The sequence below is a fragment of the Micromonospora sp. NPDC007208 genome, from assembly GCF_042869175.1.
GTDB lineage: Bacteria > Actinomycetota > Actinomycetes > Mycobacteriales > Micromonosporaceae > Micromonospora > Micromonospora foliorum.
In genome coordinates this window covers 209,451-230,973 of record NZ_JBIAFG010000011.1, presented here as the reverse complement: position 1 = coordinate 230,973, position 21,523 = coordinate 209,451, and the positions used below count along the sequence as shown (strand labels likewise).

Annotated in this window: 14 protein-coding genes; 8 read left to right on the top strand and 6 right to left on the bottom strand. The window is 71.8% G+C overall.

What is annotated here, in order from left to right; all coding sequences use genetic code 11:
* Positions 1-481 precede the first annotated feature (481 nt).
* Complete coding sequence (locus ACFYL6_RS22265) at positions 482-742, top strand: hypothetical protein (RefSeq protein WP_387173811.1); 261 nt, start codon at positions 482-484, stop codon at positions 740-742.
* Here the strand turns inward: ACFYL6_RS22265 and ACFYL6_RS22260 are convergent.
* A complete protein-coding gene (locus ACFYL6_RS22260) occupies positions 715-2,535 on the bottom strand; it encodes a VanW family protein (RefSeq protein ID WP_387173808.1) in 1,821 nt (606 codons plus the stop codon). The genes ACFYL6_RS22265 and ACFYL6_RS22260 overlap by 28 nt on opposite strands.
* A gap of 181 nt (positions 2,536-2,716) precedes the next feature.
* Here ACFYL6_RS22260 and nudC point away from each other — a divergent pair, with 181 nt between their 5' ends.
* Entirely contained in the window at positions 2,717-3,634 is a 918-nt protein-coding gene (nudC, locus tag ACFYL6_RS22255; RefSeq protein WP_387173806.1) for an NAD(+) diphosphatase, read from the top strand.
* Here nudC and ACFYL6_RS22250 read toward each other — a convergent pair.
* On the bottom strand, positions 3,531-4,871 hold the full coding sequence (locus ACFYL6_RS22250) for a lipopolysaccharide biosynthesis protein (protein WP_387173804.1): 1,341 nt from the start codon (positions 4,869-4,871) through the stop codon (positions 3,531-3,533). The two genes, nudC and ACFYL6_RS22250, sit on opposite strands and share 104 nt — an antisense overlap.
* Positions 4,868-9,292 (bottom strand): alpha-(1->3)-arabinofuranosyltransferase, encoded by a 4,425-nt coding sequence (locus tag ACFYL6_RS22245; RefSeq protein ID WP_387173802.1) that lies wholly within the window; start codon positions 9,290-9,292, stop codon positions 4,868-4,870. The genes ACFYL6_RS22250 and ACFYL6_RS22245 overlap by 4 nt, the downstream gene beginning before the upstream one ends.
* Positions 9,293-9,459: 167 nt before the next feature.
* On the opposite strand from ACFYL6_RS22245, the gene ACFYL6_RS22240 reads away from it, so the two are divergent.
* The 3 genes from ACFYL6_RS22240 to ACFYL6_RS22230 are packed head-to-tail and all read left to right on the top strand — an operon-like array spanning position 9,460 to position 13,316.
* Complete coding sequence (locus ACFYL6_RS22240; RefSeq protein WP_387173835.1) at positions 9,460-11,340, top strand: hypothetical protein; 1,881 nt, start codon at positions 9,460-9,462, stop codon at positions 11,338-11,340.
* On the top strand, positions 11,341-13,086 hold the full coding sequence (locus tag ACFYL6_RS22235) for a hypothetical protein (protein ID WP_387173800.1): 1,746 nt from the start codon (positions 11,341-11,343) through the stop codon (positions 13,084-13,086). It begins immediately after the preceding gene.
* Between the two features lie 35 nt (positions 13,087-13,121).
* The gene (locus ACFYL6_RS22230; RefSeq protein WP_387173798.1) at positions 13,122-13,316 is read left to right on the top strand and encodes a hypothetical protein; all 195 of its coding nucleotides are present in this window, start codon (positions 13,122-13,124) and stop codon (positions 13,314-13,316) included.
* Here the strand turns inward: ACFYL6_RS22230 and ACFYL6_RS22225 are convergent.
* Together ACFYL6_RS22225 and ACFYL6_RS22220 are read right to left on the bottom strand one after the other, a co-directional pair.
* Positions 13,301-14,479 (bottom strand): glycosyltransferase family 4 protein, encoded by a 1,179-nt coding sequence (locus tag ACFYL6_RS22225; RefSeq protein ID WP_387173833.1) that lies wholly within the window; start codon positions 14,477-14,479, stop codon positions 13,301-13,303. The two genes, ACFYL6_RS22230 and ACFYL6_RS22225, sit on opposite strands and share 16 nt — an antisense overlap.
* Before the next feature lie 109 nt (positions 14,480-14,588).
* Positions 14,589-15,854 (bottom strand): acyltransferase family protein, encoded by a 1,266-nt coding sequence (locus ACFYL6_RS22220; protein ID WP_387173796.1) that lies wholly within the window; start codon positions 15,852-15,854, stop codon positions 14,589-14,591.
* Positions 15,855-15,965: 111 nt separating this feature from the next.
* Between ACFYL6_RS22220 and ACFYL6_RS22215 the strand changes: the two genes are divergently transcribed.
* The 3 genes from ACFYL6_RS22215 to ACFYL6_RS22205 all read left to right on the top strand — a co-directional run bounded on the left by ACFYL6_RS22215 (position 15,966) and on the right by ACFYL6_RS22205 (position 19,633).
* Entirely contained in the window at positions 15,966-17,162 is a 1,197-nt protein-coding gene (locus tag ACFYL6_RS22215) for a DUF3068 domain-containing protein (protein WP_387173794.1), read from the top strand.
* Positions 17,163-17,556: 394 nt separating this feature from the next.
* Positions 17,557-18,180, top strand: coding sequence for a DUF6230 family protein (locus tag ACFYL6_RS22210; protein WP_112700053.1), 624 nt, complete (start codon positions 17,557-17,559; stop codon positions 18,178-18,180).
* Positions 18,181-18,256: 76 nt separating this feature from the next.
* Complete coding sequence (locus ACFYL6_RS22205; protein ID WP_387173792.1) at positions 18,257-19,633, top strand: DUF6114 domain-containing protein; 1,377 nt, start codon at positions 18,257-18,259, stop codon at positions 19,631-19,633.
* Positions 19,634-19,815: 182 nt separating this feature from the next.
* Here the strand turns inward: ACFYL6_RS22205 and ACFYL6_RS22200 are convergent, their stop codons facing one another.
* Positions 19,816-21,486 carry a DUF885 domain-containing protein gene (locus ACFYL6_RS22200; protein WP_387173790.1) on the bottom strand — a complete coding sequence of 557 codons (1,671 nt, stop codon included), beginning with the start codon at positions 21,484-21,486 and terminating at the stop codon, positions 19,816-19,818.
* Positions 21,487-21,523: the final 37 nt, after the last annotated feature.

The window sequence follows — 21,523 nt, the reverse complement described above, 5'->3', positions numbered from 1 at the left end:
CCGGAAGCTAAGCCCTCCAGCGCCGATGGTACTGCACTCGTGAGGGTGTGGGAGAGTAGGACGCCGCCGGACAATCTTCCAGAAAAGGCCACCCCTAACGGGGTGGCCTTTTCTGCATTCGCCCCTTTTTCTGCGTCTCCCGCTCTGGTTGATCGGCCCGGTTTCCCTGATACCTCGGGGTGACCCGATGCCTGGTGAGGCCGTGCACGGGGTTCGACGCCCGGGGCCAGCAAGGTCACGCTCGATCCTGGTTGTAGTGGTGTTGGCGTCTCGTGAGGCCACTACAACCGGGATGTTGCGCGATCTTGCGGGCGGGCCCGGCGGCGGTCAGCAGTCTGGGCCCTGCCCCCGCGCTCCCTCTCACCCCGCGATCTTGCAGTTTCTGCGGTGATAAACCGGCTCATAGTTCGTGTTTCGACGACCGAAAGTGCAAGATCGCGGCGGTTCGGGCTGGTCTGGCGCCCAGGGCTAGGCTCGGCGTGTGGATGAGGTCCTGACATTTGTGGTGTTCGCGGGCTGCGTGGCGGCGGTCCTGGGCATCCTCTGGTGGCTCGCGTCCCGGGTGCGTCGTCGTGGCATCGGTGGCGAGGTCTTGGGTCCGTTTGAGGAGATGTGGCACCCCGCTGCCCACCGGTTCCGGGCCGAGATCTTGGTGCAGGAGACTCGCACCGTGCCGACGCCCCCGCAGGGCGGCAGACTCAAGCGGGTGAGGCCTCAGGACGTCTTCGGCCCGCAGACGTAGCGGGGCTCCGCGTCGTAGCGCCAGGTGAACTTCTCCCGCTTGACCACCACGCCGCCCTTCTTGATGACCCGGAAAGCGTCCTGGGTGAAGCCGTTGATGCCGTTGGTCTCGATGCACGAGGGGCCGGGAGCCAGGTGGATCTGCTTCGGCGTCGTGATGTTGCGGCGCGGCCCGTACTCCGTCTTCACGCTGTCGTAGATTTTCGTGCTCCAGATGGACACGGTGATCGTGCTGGACGTGTACGACGTGTCGATGAGCACGCCGTACTCGGTGTTGTTGCGGAACTTGAAGTCCAGACTCGGCCAGAAGATGGTCGACTCGATGACCGCCGGGTACCTGTCGAACCAGTACGAGTGCGGCTTGTGCTCCACGTCCTCCAGGCCGGCGTAGTAGGTCGCGTTGAACAGCGTGGTGGTGAACTGCGAGGTGCCGCCGCCGACGCCTGGCACCAGCTTGCCGTCGAGGATGACCGGTGCGTCCCGGTAGCCCTGGGCGTAGCCGCGCTCGCCCGTGTGACCGTTGAGCGAGAACGTCTTCCCGGGCAGCACGACCGTGCCGTCCACCTTCCTCGCGATGGTCGCGATGTTCTGGCTGCGCGACGAGGCCATGCCGCCGGTGAACCGGGTGGTGAAGGTCGACACCCGCTCCTTGATGCCCAGGCCGGCAAGCTTCTCCCCGGTCAGCTGCGGCGGCGTCGGCTTCAACTCGCCGGTCACCTCGCGGCCGTCCGCCTTGGGTAGCACGGCCAGCAGGTCCCGGCTGAGGGCTGCCGTGTCCAGCTGCTGCCCGGATCGCCCTTCCTTGGCCGTGGGCCGGCCACCGGAAATCGTCATCGTGGCGTCCTTCGGCGGCACCTCGATGGCGGCCAGTTTGTCGCCGAGTGCCGACCGCAGACGTTTGACGTCCAGCGACGGGGTGAGCTTGCCGGTCTTGTCGGCGCTGAACCGGAGGCTCTTCGCGATGGCGGCGGGCGGGATGGTCACGGAACCCTTGGCGGTGCGCAGGGTGACCGGTGCGGCGACCGCCGGCTTCGCCAGCTCGCTGACCATCCGGTCCAACTCCTCCGGGGTGGTCGCCGGGTGGGTCTCCACCAGGGGCACGGTGACCGGGGCGCCGGCCAACCAGCCGGCGCGGACCACCTCGGCGGAGCGCTGCGGGTTCAGAGCCAGCCCGGGCTTGGGCTGTACGACCTTCGGCGTGGAGCCCTGGTAGGTGATCGCCGGCATCGTCATGCCCTGGGCCTGGTCGCCGAGCACCTTACGGAGCGCGTCGTCCAGCCGGGCCACGTCGACGCTCACCACGGGTTCGACTGTGCGGGAGCCGACCAACCGGCTCACCGGGTGCGCGTCGGCCTCAGCCGCTGCCGCGACGGTCGCCGGCACGTCGACGGCCAGCCCCACGTCGGCCGGGTTGATCTCGGCGGTACGCCCGTCGACGGTGACCTTCAGCGGTGTGGCGAGCGTCGCCGCCCGCCGATCCAGCTCCGCCCGCAACTGCCGGTCGGCGTCCGCGCGGCTCCGGCCGCCGAGCTCGGTGCCGAGCACGCTGGTGCCCCGGGGAACGTCACCGGCGTACGCCCAGGCACCGGCACCCGCCACGGCGGCGAGGACGCCACCGGTGATGCCGGCGGCGAGCAGCATCCGCACCCGACGTGGGCGGCGCGGCCCGCCGTCCAGCTCGCCGGGAGCGGCTGTGGTGACCGGCTCAGATCCATCGTCCGGCCAGGTGACCGCGGTGACCTGCACGGTGGGCCGGTCGTCGGCCGGTGGACTGTTTTCGCCGTACAGCGTCACTGCAACCTCGATCGCCAGGGTGCCGCGGGAGGTCCTCCCTCCCGGAGGCACCTACGGTAACGAATGCCCGGCCGTCCTCGTGGCTGCGCCCACCAGGCGCTGCTACCGCGTGTCGTTCGGCGTGTCACACCGGCCCGGGGTCGGTGCCGACGGCGAACCACCGACGTGGCACGGTGGCCGGGTGGGCACTGCGGAGCGGGTGTTGGCGTACGGGGGCGGTTGGCTGGACCGGGCGGGCCCGGTGCGCGCCGATCCAACAAGGTTGAGCGCGCTGCTCACCGAGTCGACCACCGTGCTGCTGCCGATGTGGCGGGACCGCTGTCTCGTCGACGGTCACGGGCCGGTTCGGCTCAGCGCGGAGCGTGCGGCGCTGGTCCGGTCCGCCGCCGGCGAGACCGTCTTCCTGGGGCTCGATGGGGAGGCTGCCGTGTTCGCCGCGGACCTCTCCGCACTCCCTGAGCGGTCCGCCGTCGAGATGGCCGGTGCGGTGCGGTCGGTCGACGTGCGGGCACTGGTCGGGCGGCTCGAACCCGGCGACGCGGCCGTCCAGGCGTACGCCAGGGGTTTGCTGCACTGGCACCGGCAGCAGCGGTTCTGCGGAACGTGCGGCGCGCCGGCCGTCGCCGGTGGCGGCGGCCACCTGCGGACCTGCACCGGCGCGGAGTGCGGACGTCTGCTGTTCCCCCGGATCGAGCCGGCGATCATCGTGTTGGTCGAGGCACCCGGTGGGTCGGGGCGCTGTCTGCTGGCCCGGCACGCGGGTGCGGCCGAGGACGCGTACTCGACGCTTGCCGGCTTCGTCGAGGTCGGCGAGAACCTGGAGGACGCGGTCCGTCGGGAGATGGCCGAGGAGGCGGGCGTGACCGTCACCGACGTGACCTATCAGGGGTCGCAGGCGTGGCCGTTCCCCGCCGGCCTGATGGTGGGCTTCCGGGCCACCGCCACCTCCGACGAGGTACGCGTCGACGGCGAGGAGTTGCTGGAGGCGCGCTGGTTCACCCGGGCGGAGCTGCGGGACCGGGCGGCCTCGGGTCGTCAGCTCGGTCGGGTGGACGCGATCGACCACCGACTGCTGACGGACTGGCTCGCGGAGGGCTAGTCGGGCTCACCACCGGCGCCCGAGCGGGCCGACCTGCCGCCACCGCCATCATCGCGGTGGTGACGATGGCCGTGCCCAGGGCCGCGAGGAGAAGACCGGGAACGGTGTGGGGCCGCACGGTCGCGGTGACGGCCACCAGGCCGGCCACGCCCACCCACAGTGGTGCCGCCGCCCACCGCCCGCCGGCCGCGAGGCGGTCGTTGAGCAGCACGAACGTCACCGCGTAGAGCGCACCGACCGCCGCGAAGAGGGGCGCGTACCGGCCGAGGTGGTCGTAGTCGGGTCCACCGGCGAGGCGGAAGGCGAGCCCTCCGGCGAGCGTCGAGGCGATGACCAGCACCGCGCCACACCCGCCCGTCACCGCCAACGCGACCGTTCGGCTGCGCCTGTCACCGCGTGCCAGCCGCGGCAGGGCGAGGACGGCGGCGACCTGCGGCGCCCAGAGCGCGCCCTTGCTCAGGACGGTGCCGACCGAGTACGCCCCGGCATCCGACGGGGACAGCAGTTGCCGGGCCAGCAGCAGATCGGCGTAGGAGACGACGAGCATCGCCAGGGTCGCACCGCAGCCGGCAACCACCTGCGCGGCGGTCAACCGTGGTGCGGTGGACGATCGAGCGGGCTCGCGGGCGAGTCGGGCAAGCACCGCCGGGGCGAGCGCGGCGGTCAACGCGCCGACCGCCAGCGCGCCGGTCGGTCCCGCGCCGAGCAGCAGCCCGGCGATCACGCCGCCGTAGCGGCCGGCGGCGAGCAGGGCCATCCCGATGGCGAGCCGCACGAAACGCTGGCCACCCTGCAACTCCCCGAGGGACCGGGAGGACAGCACGATGGCCGCCGTGGTGACCGCCAGCAGCGCGGGCATCTCGACCGGGAGATCCAGGGCGGTGACCAGCAGTGGCGTCGCCGCGATCAGGGTTCCCGCGCAGACCGCGGCGGTGACCACGGTGAGCCTCCGAGTGTCGGAGGACCCGTGCCGGGCGTGGTGCACGGCGACGGCCAGTTGCAGACCGAGCCCGGGCACACCGACGATGGCCACCAGACCGAGAGCGGCGGCGAGCGCGCTGAGGTCGGCCGGGTCGAGTCGTCGCGCGGCCAGCACCGGCACCAGGTAGGCCAGGCCGTTGACGAGAACCCCGGCCAGGGTGACGCTGACCCCCGCAGCACCGAGGCCCGTGCTCCATCCGCGGGTCAGCTCCGTCTGGGCCGCCCTCTCCCGGCGGACGGGTCGTCGGAGGCTCACGTGATCTCGGAGAAGGTCGGAAGCTGCCCGTCGGCTGTCCCGGCCGACTGGCCGGGCCTCGCCGGCTCGGCCGCGTCGTGCTCGGCCGCGTCCGGCTTCCTGCGGTCCTGCTCAGCCGCAACCGCCTCGGTCCCGTCCGGTTCGATGGCGTCGGGCTTCGGTCCCTCCGCGACCAGCGCAGCCGCCGCGACGGCTGAGGTCACGGCGGTTGGCGTGGCGTGGCGTACGGGCCGTCGTCGGGCGGCGGTGGTGAGCCAGAGGGCGCCCAGGGCAACGACGATGGTGAGTTGCACGAGCGCGTCGGTGTTCCGTCGTGTCGAGTCGAGGTAGAGCCACCCGGCGAGCAGGACGAGCGCGCCCGGGAGCCAGGTCTCGACGGCCCGGCTGATGGTCCTGGCCCGACGGGGGTCGGCCGGCCAGGGCAGGCGGCGTGGGCCGGGCACGGCCAGCATGAATCCCGCCGCGACCAGCAGGCCGCCGATGAGGCCACTCCACAGCACCAGCGCGGCGGCCCCGACGGCCAGCAGCGGCAGCGAGCGGGTGACCCGGCCGCGCGGTACGGCGGTCGTCGAGGGCCGTCCGGTGGTGTGCCGGGCGGGCAGCACCGCGAGCAGGACCACGACCGCGAGCAGGATGCCGCCGAGGAGAAGGCCCGCCCGGTACGGGGTGTCCGGGGCGAAGCGCAACAGCACCTCTCCGGAGGCGCCGGCGGGAAGGATCCAGCCCTGCTGCCACCCGTCCACCACCAGTGGTTTCAGTGTCCGCCCGCCGAGGGTCGCCTGCCAGCCGGTGTTGGTGTTCTCCCGCACGGCGAGCACCCGGTCGACGGGGTGACTGGTCACCCGTACCCGTCTCTCGGTGGCCGCCCAGGATTCGACCTCGGTGGCGCTCGCGGTCGCCGAGGCCGGCGTGGTCGTGCGCGGCACCAGGGCGACCCGGGTGGGCGAGGCCAGCCGGCTCGGGGTGGTGACGATCCGGTGTTCCCCGCGGCCCAGGTCAAGCTGTCGGGGCGTGGCCCGGCCGCACGGCGTCACCGGCATCTCGCGCATCTCCAGCATGTCGCGGAGCGTGCCGCGCAGCGAGGTGGTCACCCGCGCCGTGCCGACCTGCAGCGTCGGACCCGATCCGCAGGCCAGCGACAGGGGTGTGTCGAGGCGCGGTCCGACGGTGGGCGCTCCGGGTAGCACTGTCACCTCACCGACCGCGATGGGCAGCTTCTCCGGCAACCGCAGCTTGTACGGGTCGGTGCTGGTGGCGGACGGCTTGTCGAGGAACTGGATGGTGATCTCGTCGGTGCGCATCGGCGGGTCCAGGCGGAGCAGCCCGTCGTCGCCGAGCAGGCTGCTGCGGAAGCCGTCGTCGCCGACCACCCGCACGCTGCCCAGTCGGGTGGCGGCTGCCTTGTCGTCGACCGAGAAGCGGAGCCCGGTGATGGTCTGCGGCTTGAGCCACTTGAGTCGCAGGATCGGCGCCTCGTCGTCGATCGCCGGTGACCAACTGGTGGCCGGGTCGCCGTCGAGCGCCGCGCCGGCCCGCCCGGTCGGGTCGGGCACGGCCGTCGAGGAGGCGCTGATCTGTGCCGCGAGGCGCAGCGGCTGCGCGTCGGTCACCAGTTTGTCGAGGGTGTCGTCCAGGTCGGGGCCGGCCGTCGGCCGCGCCCACAGCTTGGCGTCGTACGCGGCGGCCGCCGGCAGGGTCAGGGTCCGGTCGATGGTGGACGCGTCCTCGGAACCACGGATGGCGTCGGTGGAGCAGCGCGGCTGCCCGTCGACGGAGAAGCAGGCCGGCGTGGTGGGTGCCGCGGACACGACGACGGTCGCCGGCCGGTCGGTGACCGGTGCGGCGGGCAGGACCAGGGTGCGGCTGGTCTGGATGCCGGGAATCTTGATCTCGGCGATGCCGACCGATCCGTTTCCGAACGGGCGGAGGTCGTACGCGCTGTCGACCGAGACCCGGACCTCGCGGATGGCGTGGACGCCGGGCAGCTCGAACACCATGTGGTCGCTGAACTGTTCGACGGTGCTGCTCTCGTACCCGGCGCTGACGGTCACCGTCGTGGGCAGGGCGTCGGCCTTCAGGTCGAACCACACCTCGACCCGGGTGACAGTCGTCGGGTTGGCGAGGCCCACCTCGATCCACTGCCGGTCGCTGGGCGAGTACGGCGCCGACTGCCAGGAGGTCGCCGGGTTGCCGTCCATCGCCGCGTACGGCTGGTGCTCGGGGCGGGCACCGCCGGGGGAGTCCACCTGCGAGCGGGCGGTCGAGGTGCGGATCGCGGTGATGCCCTCGAAACGGGCGACGGTGGCGTGCTGTGCCCCCCACTCGGGCAGGTAGTCGTGGGCGGGTGCGGTGACGTCGAAGGGGTCGTCGGCGGTAAGCGTCTGGGAGGTGTTGTCGCGCAGTCCACCGAACGACACGTCGCGTCTGCGCAGCCCGTCGGTCATCGCCACCGGCCCGGCGACGTCGGCGGTCGGCGCGTCGCCGGCCAGGACGGTGGGCGCCGAGCCGAGCTGCCCCGCGGCGGCGAGGTCGAGGAGGGATTCCGGGCCGCCCACCACTGTGGTGACGTCGGCTCTGTCGTAGGCGACGACCGGCTCGACGGGCCGGTCGACGCGGTAGACCTCCAGCGCCCGGACGGGCACGTCGAGCCCATGGTCGCGGAACTCGTCGGGGGACGAGGGCCCGCCCCGCAGGGGGCCGAAGGACGTGACGCGGGTCAACCCGGGTGACCGTTCCAGCGCCTGACGGACCACCGCTGGGCGGGCCGTGTCGGAGCGGCCGTGGTCGAGGTCGGCGCGGAACAGGACGTGGCTGATCCCGGATCGGGCCAGCAGGTCCGCCAGGCCGGCCGACCCGGAGCCGGTGGCGAGCGTCGACTCGATGACGTCCAGCAACCGGATCGTGGTCGGTGGGGTGAAGGGGATGGCGTTGCGTACCGCCCACCGGCTGTTGAGCAGCGGCTGGGTGATCTCGTCGGTGGTGCTGCCCCAGTCGTACGACGGGAAGCGCGCCCCGGGTACGACGAGCACCCGCCCGCGCCCCGTGTTCGCGTCGAGCCAGTCGGCGGCCTCGTGCCAGTAGCCGGGCACCTCCTTCACGCTGCCCGGGGTGGCGAGACCACCCGCGAGCGCGGGTGTGGCGACCGCCGTGACGGCGACGATGGCGGCGCCGGCGGTCAGCCAGGCGCGGGCGACGGTTCGCGGGCGGTGCCGGGTGGGCGCGGTGCGCGCCGCCCGGACGGCCAGGCCGATTAGGTGCGCCATGCCCAGGCACAGGGGCAGGCGGAGCAGGACGTCGAACTTGTGCACGTTGCGCAGGGGTGCGCCGACGCCGTCGAGGAACTCCCGCTGCGGGCCGGCGAGGATGTTCGGCAGGTCGCCGACGTGCCCGAGGCCGACGAGCGCGACGCCGAGGACCAGACCGGTGATGAGGAACCGGCGGTGCGGCATCCCGCGTCGGGAGAGCCCGAGCACACCGAGGGCGGCGACCGCCAGGGTGGCGGCGACAAGCACGGCCTCGTTGGCGAGTCGCGCCCCGGACGGGATGGTCGCTCCGAACGGGGAGGCCAGGTAGGCGACCCAGTAGGAGGCACCGCGAAGGGTGGTCACCGCGTCGGTGACGCTCGTGGTGTTTCGGGCGGTCTCGATGTAGTCCAGGAAGGGCGGGCTGTACCGCCCGAGGACCAGCAACGGAACCAACCACCACGCGGTGGCCAGGGCCACCGCCCCACACCAGGCCGCGATGGCGATGACGCGGCGGCGTACGGGCTGGATGGTGGCGAGCCAGAGCAGGGCCAGTGGCACCACCGCGAACACGGCGGTGGCGTTGACCCCACCGGCACAGGCGACGGCGAGAGCCGACGCGGCGACGGCGCGCCGCAGTGACGTGCCGGCGGCGAGACCGACGAGCGGGATGAGCACCCAGGGTGCGACGGCGCTGGGCCAGGCCTCCACCGAGGACCAGCCGAGTTGGGTGAGAATGCGGGGTGACAGCGCGAAGGCGACGCCGGCGATCATGCGTCCGGCGGGCGTGCCGATGTTGAGCCGGCCCGCCAGGCGTACGGCGCCCAGGTAGGCCACACAGAAGAGCAGTGCCCACCACAGCCGCTGCACCACCCACGGCGCGAGGCCGGACTCCGATCCGAGCAGGAAGAACGGGCCCATCGGCCAGAGATAGCCGTACGCCTGGTTCTGTAGTTGGCCGAACGTGCCGGTGGGGTCCCACAGGTGCAGCGAGCGGAGCAGCCACCCGGCCGGGTTGACGTTCAGGTCGACCTTGGTGTCCGGGACGACCTGGCCCGGGGCCTGCTGGAAGGCGAGGGCGGTCAGCGCGATGCAGATGACCAGGTGCCGGAACCGTCGGGCCGTGTGCCGGCTCCGGCTGGACCCCGGAGCGGCGCCACTGGCCACCTCTGCACGCATGTCGGCTCCTGTCTTCACCGGCCGGACGCGCACCTGCAGCCGACGACTGTCGCGCGACGTTATCCGGACCGGGCACGGACGGGCGACCAGGGGCGCTGCGGTGGCGTTATCGGGAGAACGGCCGTCCCCACGGCGTGTAAGCGTGTGGCAGGCTGCCGACCATGTCAATGCCAGAAGCTGAGGCCGAGACGCATCCGGAACGCGCCGCGTCCGATGGCGGCGGGCCGGGGCCGATCGGCCGATGGCTCCGCGCCGACCCCGTCCGCGCCGTGGCGATCGCCCTCATCGCCGTGTCCGTCGCCTGGCGCGCCGGCCTCGCCGCTCGCGGCTGGTTCTCGCAGGACGAGTTCGTCATCGCCGCCCAGGTTCTCGACACCGGACTGGACGCGGACTATCTCCTGCGTACGTTCAACAACCACCTCATGCCCGGCGGCCTGTTGGTGGCGTGGGCGATGGTGCGGGCGGCGGGCTTCGCCACCTGGCCGTGGGTGTTGCTGCTGGCTGTCGGTCAGGCGGCGACCGGGCTCGCCGTCTACCGGCTGCTGCGCGACCTGCTCCGGCCCGGCTGGGGTCTGCTCATCCCACTGTGCCTGTTCGTGTTCAGCCCGCTCACGCTTGAGGTCTCCTCGCTGTGGTTGGTCGGGCTGCTCGTGCTGCCGATGCAGTTGGCCCTGGTCATGGCGGTGGCAGCCCAGGTCCGGTACGTGCGGACCGGTCGCCTGCGGCACCTCGTGGCGGTCGCGCTCTGGCTGGTGTTCGGCCTGTTCTTCGACACCAAGTCGCTGCTGATCGTGCCGCTGCTGTTCCTGCTGACCGTCTTCCTCTTCACGTCCGGTGGCGTGTGGCGCAGTCTCGCGACGGCGCTCCGCCGGCACTGGCCGGTCTGGCTGATGCTCAGCGCGCTGTCGGGTGGATATCTGGCGTTCTACCTGACCCGACCCGCCGCCCGCGAGCTGGACGAACCCACGTCCGTCGGTCCGGTCCTCAACTTCCTCGGTGACCTGGTCGGCAAGACCGTGGTGCCGGGTCTGCTCGGTGGTCCGTGGCGCTGGACCTACGCCGGTGACGGCCCCCCGCTCGCCGACCCGTACGACATCGCCAAGTGGTTGTCCTGGGCGGTGCTGGCGACGCTGGTCGTGGTCACCGTCCGGCGGCGCCCGTCGGCCGGACGGGCCTGGCTGCTGTTCACCTCCTACCTCGGGCTGGTCGCCACGCTCTTCGCCGTCACCCGGCTCGGGGGGCCGCTCGGCCCGCTGGTCGGCGTCGTTCCCCGGTACGTCGCCGACGTGGTGCTGGTCGCGGCGATCTGTGTCGGTGCGGCCCTGCTGGGGATCAAGGACACCGACGAGGACGAGGTGTCGGCGTGGCCGGTGCCGACGGTCCTGCGGGAGCCGGGCGCCTTCGCGGTCGGCCTGGTCTCGATGATCGTCGTGCTGGCGACCATCGGCGTGGGCACCCTGTGGAGCACGGCCCGTTTCGGGGACAACTGGAGTACGAAGTACGGGCGGGACTATCTCGCGACGACGCAGGCGGAGCTTGCCGCCGCGCCGCCGGGCACCGTCTTCTTCGACACCGCAGTCCCGGACCGCGTCGTCGCCGGTTACTTCTGGCCGGACAATCGCCAGTCGCACTTCTTCCGCCCGGCCGAGCGCCGGCCCACCTTCGTGACGGAGGCCGCGCGACCGTCGACGTTCGATGAGCTCGGCCGGATCCGTCCGGTCGTGGTCGAGGGACGGAAGATCGTGCCGGGCCCGGTGGACGGCTGCGGGCACCTGGCGGAGGGCGGCCGACCCACCCGGATCCCGTTGGACGGGTACCTGGTGGAGTGGCCGTACGTCGTGCACTTCGGCTACCTCAGCTCGGGTGACTCGACGGCGCTGTTCCGGCTCGGGGACGCCACGCGCGAGATCACCCTGCGGAGCGGGCTGAACGACCTGTACTTCCTGCTGGAGGGTGCGGGGGACGCCGTCGAGGTCACCGTGCGCACGCCAGGCGTCGGGGTGTGCACCCAACTGATCACCGTCGGCCGGGCGGTGCCGGCGTCGTGAATGGTTGAGCCGACCGACGGCGTCGGGGCCGCACCGGTTCGGCGGGCGCGGGACACGCTGCCGCTGTACGCGGTCGCGGCGGCGGTCACGGTGGTGGTGCTGGCGCCGCTGGCCGCGCCCGGGTACGCGCTGCTGTACGACATGGTCTTCGTACCCCGGCAGCCGTTGACCTGGGATCTCGTCGCCCCGGCGCAGAGCCTGCCCCGGGCGGTGCCGATGGACGCGCTGGTCTCGCTGGTCACCCAGCTCGTGCCGGGTTGGTTGGTGCAGCGACTGGCGCTCGCCGGGGCGGTCTTCCTCGCGGCGGTCGGCGCCGGCCGTTTGGTGCCGACCGATCGGCGCGCGGTGCGGCTGTTCGCCGCGGTGGCGTACGCGTGGACGCCGTACCTCGCCGAGCGGTTGCTGATCGGGCAGTGGGGGCTGCTGCTCGCGTACGCCGCGTTGCCCTGGCTGGTGCGGGCGGCGCTGGACCTGCGGGCGGGGCGCGACGGCGCGCTCGCCCGGGTGGTGCTCGCCGCCGCTCCCGCCGCCATCACGCCGACCGGCGGGTTGGTCGCGCTGGGCACGGTGCTGGTGCTGACGTCGGACCGGATGCGCGCGCGTCGGTCGCTGCTGGTGTCGGAGCGGATGCATCCGCTCCGGTCCCGGCAGGCGTTTGCCGCGGTCGGGGTGCTCAACGCCCCCTGGGTGGTAGCGGCCCTGGTCACCGGCGCCGGGGCTTCCTCGGACCCGGCGGGTGTCGCGGCGTTCGCGGCACGGTCGGAGAACTGGGCCGGCCCGCTGGTGGCGCTCGCCGGCACCGGCGGCATCTGGAGCGCGCAGGCCACCCCCGCCAGTCGCGCCGCGCCGCTGGTGCCGGTGGCGACAGTGGTGCTGCTGGTCCTGGCCGGTGTCGGGGCGGGCCTGCTGCGACGCCGGCTGCCCCCGGGCGGGGCGGCGCGGCTGGCGGTGCTCGCCGGGGCCGGTTGTCTGCTGGCCGCGCTCGGGGTGCTCCCCGGCGGGGATGCCGCGCTGCGGTGGGCGGTGGTGCACCTGCCGGGCGCGGGGTTGCTGCGAGATGGCCAGAAGTTCCTGGCACCGTACGCCCTGCTGCTGGTGGTGTGCGCCGCGTTGGGGGCCGAGCGGCTGGTGGCCCGGATCGACCGGGAGGTGGCCGGGGTGGTCCTGGTCGGGCTGCTGTTCCTGCCGGTGGCGGTCCTGCCGGACCTCGCGTTCGGTGGCGTCGGTCGGCTTCGTCCGGTGAGCTATCCGGCGGAGTGGCAGCGGGTGGCCGAGTACGTCGACGAGGAGCCGGGGGAGGTCCTCGCGTTGCCGCTGAGCGCCTACCGCGCGTACCCGTGGAACCCCGGTCGGGTCGTCCTGGACCCGGCGCCCCGCTACCTGCCGGGGACGGTCCTGACCGACGACACGCTCCGGGTCGGCGACGTCGCCGTGGCCGGTGAGAATCCGCGCGTCCGTGAGCTGCGCCGGGCGTTGGCCGAGGGACGGCCGGTCTGGACCACGGGGGTGCGCTGGGTCCTGGTGCAGCACGAGGTCTCCGGCGAGGTGGACCCTCAGGTGCTCGGTGGCCTGGTGCGCGTCCACGACGGACCGTTCCTGACGCTGTACCGCAACCCGTCGACCGTGCGGGAACCGGGCGGGTCCGGGCCGGCCCGACTGGCGGTGGTGGCGGCCCTCGGCGCTGCCCTTCTGGTGGTCGTCGCTGCCGCCGTTTCGGCACTACACCGGCGACCTACCGCGTGGTAACGTCCGCTCGCACGTCTCGCCATTGGAGGATTGGCATGCGTAGAGCTCTGACCCTGGCCGTGTCTGGCCTGGTGGCGGCGTTGCTGGGGATCCTGGCTCTCGGCGGGATCTCGGCCGCCGCGACCGCCACCGACGAGGAGGCCGCAAGCGAGGCCAAGCTCGTCTCGGAGGCGGCCAAGCGGGCCGGAAAGAAGGACCCGTACGCCCCCGCGGTTTACGGCGACAGGTAGGACGGCTCGCCCCGCTGCTGCACTGGGCGGGGCGACTCCACACCCTTGAGGATCGCCTCGAAACGTCCACCCGCGGCCTGCCAGGTGAAGCTGGCCGCGTGCTCCCGGGCCTGTGCGCCCATCTCCCGCCGCAGCTCATCCCGGTGCAGAAGCGTGCGAACCTTCAGCAGGTAGTCGTCGATGTCGTCGGCCAGCAGGCCGGTACGCCCGTCGACGACCGCTTCGGCGACTCCGCCCGCCCCCCGGAACGCGACAGTCGGGGTGCCCGCCGAACCCGCCTCCACGATCGTGAGCCCCCAGCCCTCCTTGAGCGACGGGGTCAGGGCCACCCAGGCCGAGGCGAGCAGCGCGGCCTTCTCCTCCTCGGTCACGAAACCCCGGAAGTCCACCCGCTCGGTGATGTCGAGTTCCGCGGCGAGTTCACGCAGGTGCGACTCCCACCAGCCCTGGCCGGCGACGACCAGACGTAGTTGGGGCAGCTCGTCGGCGAGGGCCGCGACGGCCCGCAGCGCCACCTCCACCCGCTTGTGTGGCACCAGCCGGTTCAGTGTCACGAGCAGCGGGAACGTCGCCCGCTCGACGTCGGTGTGGGGCAGCGTCGGGGTGCCGTTGTGCACCACGGAGACCTGCTCCGGCGGCACACCGAGCACTGCCAACTCCCGGCGGGTGGCCTCGGAGACGGTGACGTACCGGCACCGCTGGTAGAGGCGTACGGCGAGCGACGACTCGATCCACCAACCGAACCGGGCCGCCCACTGTGGAAGCACCACCGGCCACTGCTCGCGGTGCACGTGGTGGATCAGCTTGACCACCGGGCGTCGGGCCCAGAGCGGGGCGAGGAACGGCAACCCGTTGCAGACGTCGACCAGGACATCGGGCCGACCGCCTCGGCGGGCCGCCAGCGGGCCGATGCCCAGCGCGCCCGCGACGTAACAGAGCGCCGCCCAGAGGTAGACGGTGTGTCGGCCGCCGCGCCGTACCAGCCGTACGCCCGCCTCGTTGACCTCGTCGGCGGGAGCCTGGCTGTGGGCGGCGCAGAAGAGAGTGGCGCGGAAACCGCGCGCCACCAACTCGGCGGCGATCCGCTCGACGTACACCTCGGAACCGCCACCTTCGGGGTTGCGGGTGTCTCGCCAGTTGAGGAACAACACGTGTCCGGGCATGCCGAAGCGACGCTCCACGCGAACCCTACTCTCAAGTAATTTAGCGACCCGCGTCACACTAGGGGCTGGTGTGCCGGCCGGCAATGCCCCGATGGGGCAGCGCTGGGCGCTATCCGCCGACCGTCGGCACCGGCGTGCCAGCCGCGAGGCTCGGCGGTGTGGTGGCCGGTGCAACCACGTCCGCGGCGTGAGTCCCGGATGCCTGCCCGCGCCCGGCCGGCCGGCGTCGACGCTGCGACCCGAGCAGTTGCAGGGGTCGCTCGACGCCGTAGTAGCTGACCGTGGCGTACACCAGACCGAAGGCCATGGTGAGGGCGAAGGTGTTGAGCAGCCCGCCGGAGAACAGCGGTCGGTCGTCGATCAGGTAGATGAGTTCGATGACCATGGGGTGCCACAGGAACAGCCCGTACGAGACCGCGCCGAGCCATCGAGCGGACGAACTGCCGAAGACCTCCTTGATCCGGGTCGGCCCGCCGAAAGCCACCGGGATCAGGATCAGCGCCGCGATCACGAGGTACAGGGCCAGCTTGACGCCGAACTCGGCGGCCGTCGGCTCGGTGAGGTCGCGGGGGCCGGCGACGGGCGTCGTCGCGATCGCCATCAGGCCAACGGCGGCAGCCCAACAGGTGACCGGCGCCGAGGCCAGGTCGTCCAGGACCCGGAAGGCAGTGGGCGCGGTCCCGGTGCGCAGGGCGACGTGCGCCGTCGCCAGTGCCATGCCGGTGCCGAACCAGGCGGCGTACGAGGGGAACCACATCGTGTGCAGGGCGGCGTCGAGCCGGCCGAGCCCCATCAGGATGAGCCACCCCGCGGTCAGTAGCGCACTCCCGCTGAGGATCACGACGGTCCGGACAGGACGCCAGGACCGGCCCACGGCGAGCACGGCGACCAGCGGCAGGAGCAGGTAGAACACGACTTCGGTGGCGAGACTCCAGGTCTGGCTGAGCCCGGCGCGCAACTGCCCCGGCTGGTAGATCTGGGTGAAGGTGAGGTGGCGGATCCAGTCGCCGACGGACGCCTGCCGGTTCTGCGGCAGGACGACCAGGCAGACCACGATCGCCAACCAGTAGGCGGGCAGGATGCGCAGGGCCCGCCGCCACAGGTAGCGCTTGGCACCGGGTCGGGCCCGGCCCGTCGCCGCGTTGAGGGCCCACGGCCGGAACAGCAGAAACCCGGAGAGTACGAAGAAGATGGCGACGCCGACATCCAGCCGAGCCAGCCAGCCGCCCCAGGTGGTGTTCATGGTGACGGCGGTCTGGAACCCGACGTGGTGACCGACGACCGCCACCGCGCCGATTGCTCGCAGCGCGTCGAGGGCGGGAAGTCGGCCGGTTACCGAAGGCTCCGAAACTGTTGGCGCGGCGGCTGTGGACATCTGGACATCCAGGGGGTCGCTTTGAAGGTGACCGGGGAGTAACCTCCCGCCATGTTAAGGATCGGGTGCCCCGGACAACAGGTCGTAGGGCGGCAGGTTACAGGAGGATGAGTGAAGCTTCGCGTGGGCGCCGCGCTCTTCGGGCTTGGCGTCTTATTGCTGGTCTTCGCGGCCGGGCTGCCGTTTTACGTGGCCCCCGCCGTGACCAAGCTCCCCTACGACCTTGAGCCGACGACGTCCGTCGCCGAGGCGAAGAACGCCAGGTTCCTGAAGATCACGGCAACCGGGAGCTCGGTGAGCATCGAGGTTCCGCAGGGCGATCTGGTGTCCAGTGTGGAGGTCATTCCACAGCCCGACGACACCAAGGATCGGCTGCCCAAGGACCTCAAGGGCGACGCGGTGATCTGGGACGTCTACCAGACGGTCCGGCGCACCGACAACCAGGACGTGGTCAGCCAGTACAGCACCGAACTCGCTCTCTACCGGATCTCCGGCGCGGCCGCCTCGTGGAAGGAGCAGTGGCTCAACGAGACCGGGGCGGACGGGACTCCGGTCGGCAACGTGAAGTACTCCGGCCAGATCTACAAGTTCCCGTTCGGCACCGCCAAGCGCGACTACCAGGTCTTCGACCGTGACCTGAAGCGGGCTGTCCCGGCGAAGTTCGTCGGCACCGAAAAGGTCAAGGGCGTCGAGGCGTACCGCTTCGAGCAGCGGATCGAGAACGAGGTGCTGGCCACCCCGGAGAGCAGCATCCAGACGCTGGTCGGCAAGTTCGCCCCCGGCGCCACCAGTGGCCAGGTCGTCTACAGCAACACCCGTACGCTCTGGGTCGACCCGGTCACCGGCTCCTACGTGAACGTGCGGGAGCAGCAGCACAAGGAGTTGCGCCCCAACACCGGCACGCCCACGGTGCTGCTGGACGCGGACTTCAACTACACCGACGACACGGTCAGCCGCAGTGTCGAGACGGTCAAGGACAACCGCTTCAAGATTGGCCTGATCAGTTTCTGGGGCCCGATCGTCGCCGGTGTCCTCGGTCTGCTCGCGGTCGTCTTCGGGGTGTGGCTGGTGACCCGACCCGAGGGCGGGACGGCCCGGCACCGCGCCGAGCCGGCGGTCGTCGACCCGACCCCGACCCGGGTGGACCAGGAGCCGGTGCGCGACACGGAGACCGTCGAGCAGCCCAGGCCGCAGCCGGTCGGCGGGCCACTGACCGACGAGATTCCGCCGGCCTCGACGAACTGGAAGTCGGAAGACCCGACGGTGCCGACCCAGCGTCCGGCCCCGGGCGAGGTGGAGCAGCGCTGACGCGCGCACGACCGGACGTACGACCGAGGGGTGGACCGCGACGCGGTCCACCCCTCGGTTCTGTGACAACCCGCGCGACCTGCCTGCTTTACATTTGTTACTCGATTGTAATTAGTCAATGTAGCGTCACCTTGCGCTGATTCCGCTGCCGCCCTGCGCCCGCCTTGTGGCCATTTAGGAGGGTTGCGATGGCGAGTGCGCTCACCTTCTGTGATGCCACACCTCCGCCCGGTCGCGCGACTGTTACCGCCGGGTAATCAGGGGGTTGTGACCTGCGCCGCAACGGGTGCACCATCAAGCCCGATGGTTACCAGCCGGTAACAGAACGCGGGCTCCCCGTGCGGGCCGCCCGTTCGGACCGGCCACTCGCGCGCATCGACCCGAGGAGGAGCCCGTGCAGGATCGGTTAGACAGTCAGGGTCGTACCCGATGGTGGCGTTTCGCCGCCATGATGGTGCCCGCCACGGCGGCCGCCGGCGCCATCCTGTTCGGAATGTCGACCGGCGCGATCGCGTCCGACATCACGGTCTCCGGGCAGACGTTCAAGATCGGCGCCGACCGGCTTGAGGGCGACGGCTTCAAGCAGTACGGCGGCATCGTCCGCGAGAAGGGCAAGGACGGGAAGTCCGGCCAGGTCCACCCGATCGCGCTCTCCGAGATCAGCAGCGCCGAGCTGTACAGCCTCTGCCAGTCCGTCCGCGCCGACCTGCCCGGCCTGCCGGTGGTGCTCACCATCAACGCCGGCGAGGGCAAGGAACCCGCCCGCGCCAAGGACCTGTTGATCGCGATGGACTCGTTGAACGGCAACGCCACCTTCACCAACATCAGGATCGGCCGCGACGCCACCGACCTGAACCCCACCGCACAGGCCGGGTCGTTCGGCCAGAACTCCGACCATGTCACCATCACCAACCTGCAACAGGTGTCCCGCTACACCACGGCGGCCACGTTCAACCTGGTCGGCCTCCGACTCAAGGTCAACGTGGGTGACGACGCCAAGGGCAAGGAGTGCTTCTGAGGTGAGCACCGGCCCGTGGTGGTCAGCACCGCGGGCCGGGCCCATGCCCCCATCCCCGCTCGGCCAGGAGGAGTACGTGACAACCGCGAACCCGTCCCACGCCCGGCCCGGTGGTCCGGCTCAGGCGTGGCGGCGCTTCCGCCGCTGGCAGCGCAGCCGGCCGTTCTGGGGCGGACTGCTCATCGCCCTGGCCGGACTGGAGATGTTCGCCTCCACCCGGATGACCCTCAACGGCCTCAGCTTCCACAGTGGCGCGGGCGGCCTGCTCTCGCTGTTGATCCCGATCATCCTGGTGACCTGTGGGCTGCTGCTCTGGTTCACCCCGGCACAGCGGCTGTTCTACTCGATCGTCGCGGCGGTCACCGCGGTGTACTCGCTGATCGGGCTCAACCTCGGCGGCTTCTTCGTCGGTCTGCTGCTCGGCATCGTCGGCAGCGCGCTCGCCTTCGCCTGGACGCCGACCCGCCCCGCACCACCCACCCCGCAACAGGTCGAGACCGAGCAGGACGGCGATGATCTGGACGGTGCCGGCCTGGACGGCGCGTCCGACGAGGGTTCGCCGCCCAAGTGGCCGGGACGTACGGTGGATCCGCGGGCCTTCGCCGTCGCTCTCGTGGTTCTCGGCCTGGCGGCCGTCGGCCTGGCCAGCCAGCCCCGAGCGGTGCAGGCCGCGCCGAGCCGACCGGCCTCGACCGGCTGCCCCACCCCACCCCGGGCCGTCATCCCGTCGCCCAGCCGCAGCGCGGCCACGTCGACGCCCACCCCGAGCCCTGCGCGGGGCGGCAACGTGATCACCGACATCCTGGACGGAATCGGCGATCTGCTCGGCGTCGGCGGCCAAGAGGACCCGGCGCCCTCGGTGACCCCCACCGCCACGCCGACAGCCCGGCCGACCAGCACGGCGGCGCCACGCCCCAGCCCCGGCGACTGCCCGTCGCAGCCACCGGGCAAGCCCGGCACTCCGGCACCCGACAAGCCGGGCACGGTGCAGCCGGGCAAGCCGCTGCCGCGTATCGCCGCCGATCCGGCCCTGCCGACGGTGGCCCGGACGCCGTCGAAGCTCACCGGGTCGTCGGTGCGGATGACCGGGCTACGGTTCGAGGGGGTCACGGACCTGCACACCGTGCAGGGCGACCTCAAGGTGCTGAAGTTCAGCATGCGGGAGGCGGTGACCGCAGACTTCCTACTGCAGGCCGACGGCCCCGCAGGGCGCACCCAGCGGTACGCGACCAAACAGCTGACCGTCCGGGGAGACGTGGCCTTCTACGCGACCCGGTTCGTCGGCCGACTGCTCGGCATCAAGATCACGCTGACGCCGGACCTGCCGCTACCGGACGGCCTTCCGGTCACCTCGCCCATCCCGATCACGTTCACCGACCCCGTCATCGACCTGGCGTACGTCACCAGCAACACGCTGACCGCACGGCCGGCGCTGGCACTCACCCTCGGCTGAGCCCTCGGTCGCGCGAGCGGCCTCGGGTGGAGCGGTGGTCGGGCGAGCAGCCTCGGGCGGAGCGGTCGGTCGGGCGAGCAGCCTCGACTCGGGCGGTCGGTCGCGGGAGCAGCCTCGGCTCGGGGCGTGGCTGCGCGCGGCGACGGACTCGTCGTACCGTCGGCGCGCGCAGCCATGGCCGGTCAGAGCCGGGCCAGCGCCCGGCGCAGCGGGTCGAGACCCAGCGCACCCAGGTCCAACGCCTGCCGGTGGAACTCCCGCAGGTCGAAATCGGCGCCCTTGCGGGCCTTGGCGTCCTCGCGGGCCTGGAGCCAGATCCGCTCACCCACCTTGTACGACGGCGCCTGCCCCGGCCAACCCAGGTAGCGGTTCAACTCGAAGCGCAGGTTCTCGTCCGGAACCCGGCAGTGCGCCCGCATGAACTCCCAGCCCAGCTCGGGCGTCCACCGCTCGCCCGGGTGGAAACCGAAGGGATTGTCCTTCGGGATCTCCAGCTCCAGGTGCATGCCGATGTCTACGATCACCCGTGCCGCGCGCATCGCCTGGCCGTCGAGCATGCCCAGCTTGTCGCCCGGGTCCTCCAGGTAACCCAGCTCGTCCATCAGCCGCTCCGAGTAGAGCGCCCAGCCCTCGCCGTGCCCGGAGACCCAGCAGAGCAACCGCTGCCAGCGGTTGAGCAGGTCGGCCCGGACAGCGGTCTGCGCCACCTGGAGATGGTGACCCGGCACGCCCTCGTGGTAGACCGTGGTCACCTCTCGCCAGGTGGAGAAGTCGCTGATGCCCTGCGGCACCGCCCACCACATCCGACCCGGGCGAGAGAAATCCTCACTCGGGCCGGTGTAGTAGATGGCGCCGTCGCTGGTCGGGGCGAGGCAGCACTCGATGCGGCGGACCTGCTCCGGGATGTCGAAGTGGGTGCCGTGCAGCTCGGTGATCGCCTTGTCGGCCAGCGCCTGCATCCAGTCCCGGAACGCCTCCTTGCCCTGAATGGTCCGGGCCGGGTCGGCATCCAACGTGGCCACGGCCTCGTCGACGCTGGCACCGGAGCCGGCGATGCGCCCCGCCACTACCCGCATCTCCGCCTCCAGGCGGGCCAACTCCGCGAAACCCCAGGCGTACGTCTCGTCGAGGTCGATCTTGGCGCCGAGGAAGTACTGCGAGGCGAGCTCGTAGCGCTCCCGGCCGGCGGCCTGCTTGTCCCGCCCGTGCGGGGCAAGCTCGTTACGCAGGAACTGGCCGAACTCGGCTGTCGCCGCGGTCGCCGCCGCGGCACCCCGACGCAGCTCCGCGCCGAGCGTGCCCTCCGCCCCCAGCCGCTCGACCAGCCCGTGGAAGAAGTTGTCGCCGGTCGGGTCGACCCAGATGTCGCACTGCTTGGCGACCTCGACCAGCTGCACCTTCGCGCTGACCTGACCGGCGGCGAGCGCCTCACGCAGCGTGGTCTTGTAGCCCTCCAGCGCGGCCCCGAAGCCGTTGAGCCGGGCGGCGATGTTGGCCTGCTCGTCGCTGGTCGCGGTCGGCATCAGGTCGAACACCATGCGAATCTCGTGCAGCCCGCTGGCGATCACGCTGACCTCGCTGGTCACCTCGCCGGCGTCGTAGCGGGCAAGGTCCAGGCCGAGCCGTTCCTGCATGGCCTCCTTGGCGGTCCGTTCCGATTCGGTCTCCGGCTCGGTCACCTCAAGCTCGGCGAGCGTCCGGCGGGTGAGGTCCGCGCGGGCCGCATAACCGTCGGGCGAGAGGTCGTCGAGCTGGTCGTCATGGCCGGCGATGCCGACGAAGGTCGCGCCGGTGGGGCTCAACGGCGCCCACTCGGCCACGTAGCGGTTGGCGAGTTCATCAATTCGTCCCACGGTGCGACCCTACGTGACCACCCCACCCCGGTGTCGC

What these genes read in the sequence shown, in the direction of transcription:
- ACFYL6_RS22245 (WP_387173802.1), bottom strand. Translation starts at nt 9,292, where the DNA reads ATGCGTGCAGAGGTGGCCAGTGGCGCCGCTCCGGGGTCCAGCCGGAGC.
- ACFYL6_RS22240 (WP_387173835.1), top strand. Translation starts at nt 9,460, where the DNA reads ATGCCAGAAGCTGAGGCCGAGACGCATCCGGAACGCGCCGCGTCCGAT.
- ACFYL6_RS22235 (WP_387173800.1), top strand. Translation starts at nt 11,341, where the DNA reads ATGGTTGAGCCGACCGACGGCGTCGGGGCCGCACCGGTTCGGCGGGCG.
- ACFYL6_RS22230 (WP_387173798.1), top strand. Translation starts at nt 13,122, where the DNA reads ATGCGTAGAGCTCTGACCCTGGCCGTGTCTGGCCTGGTGGCGGCGTTG.
- ACFYL6_RS22225 (WP_387173833.1), bottom strand. Translation starts at nt 14,479, where the DNA reads ATGCCCGGACACGTGTTGTTCCTCAACTGGCGAGACACCCGCAACCCC.
- ACFYL6_RS22220 (WP_387173796.1), bottom strand. Translation starts at nt 15,854, where the DNA reads ATGTCCACAGCCGCCGCGCCAACAGTTTCGGAGCCTTCGGTAACCGGC.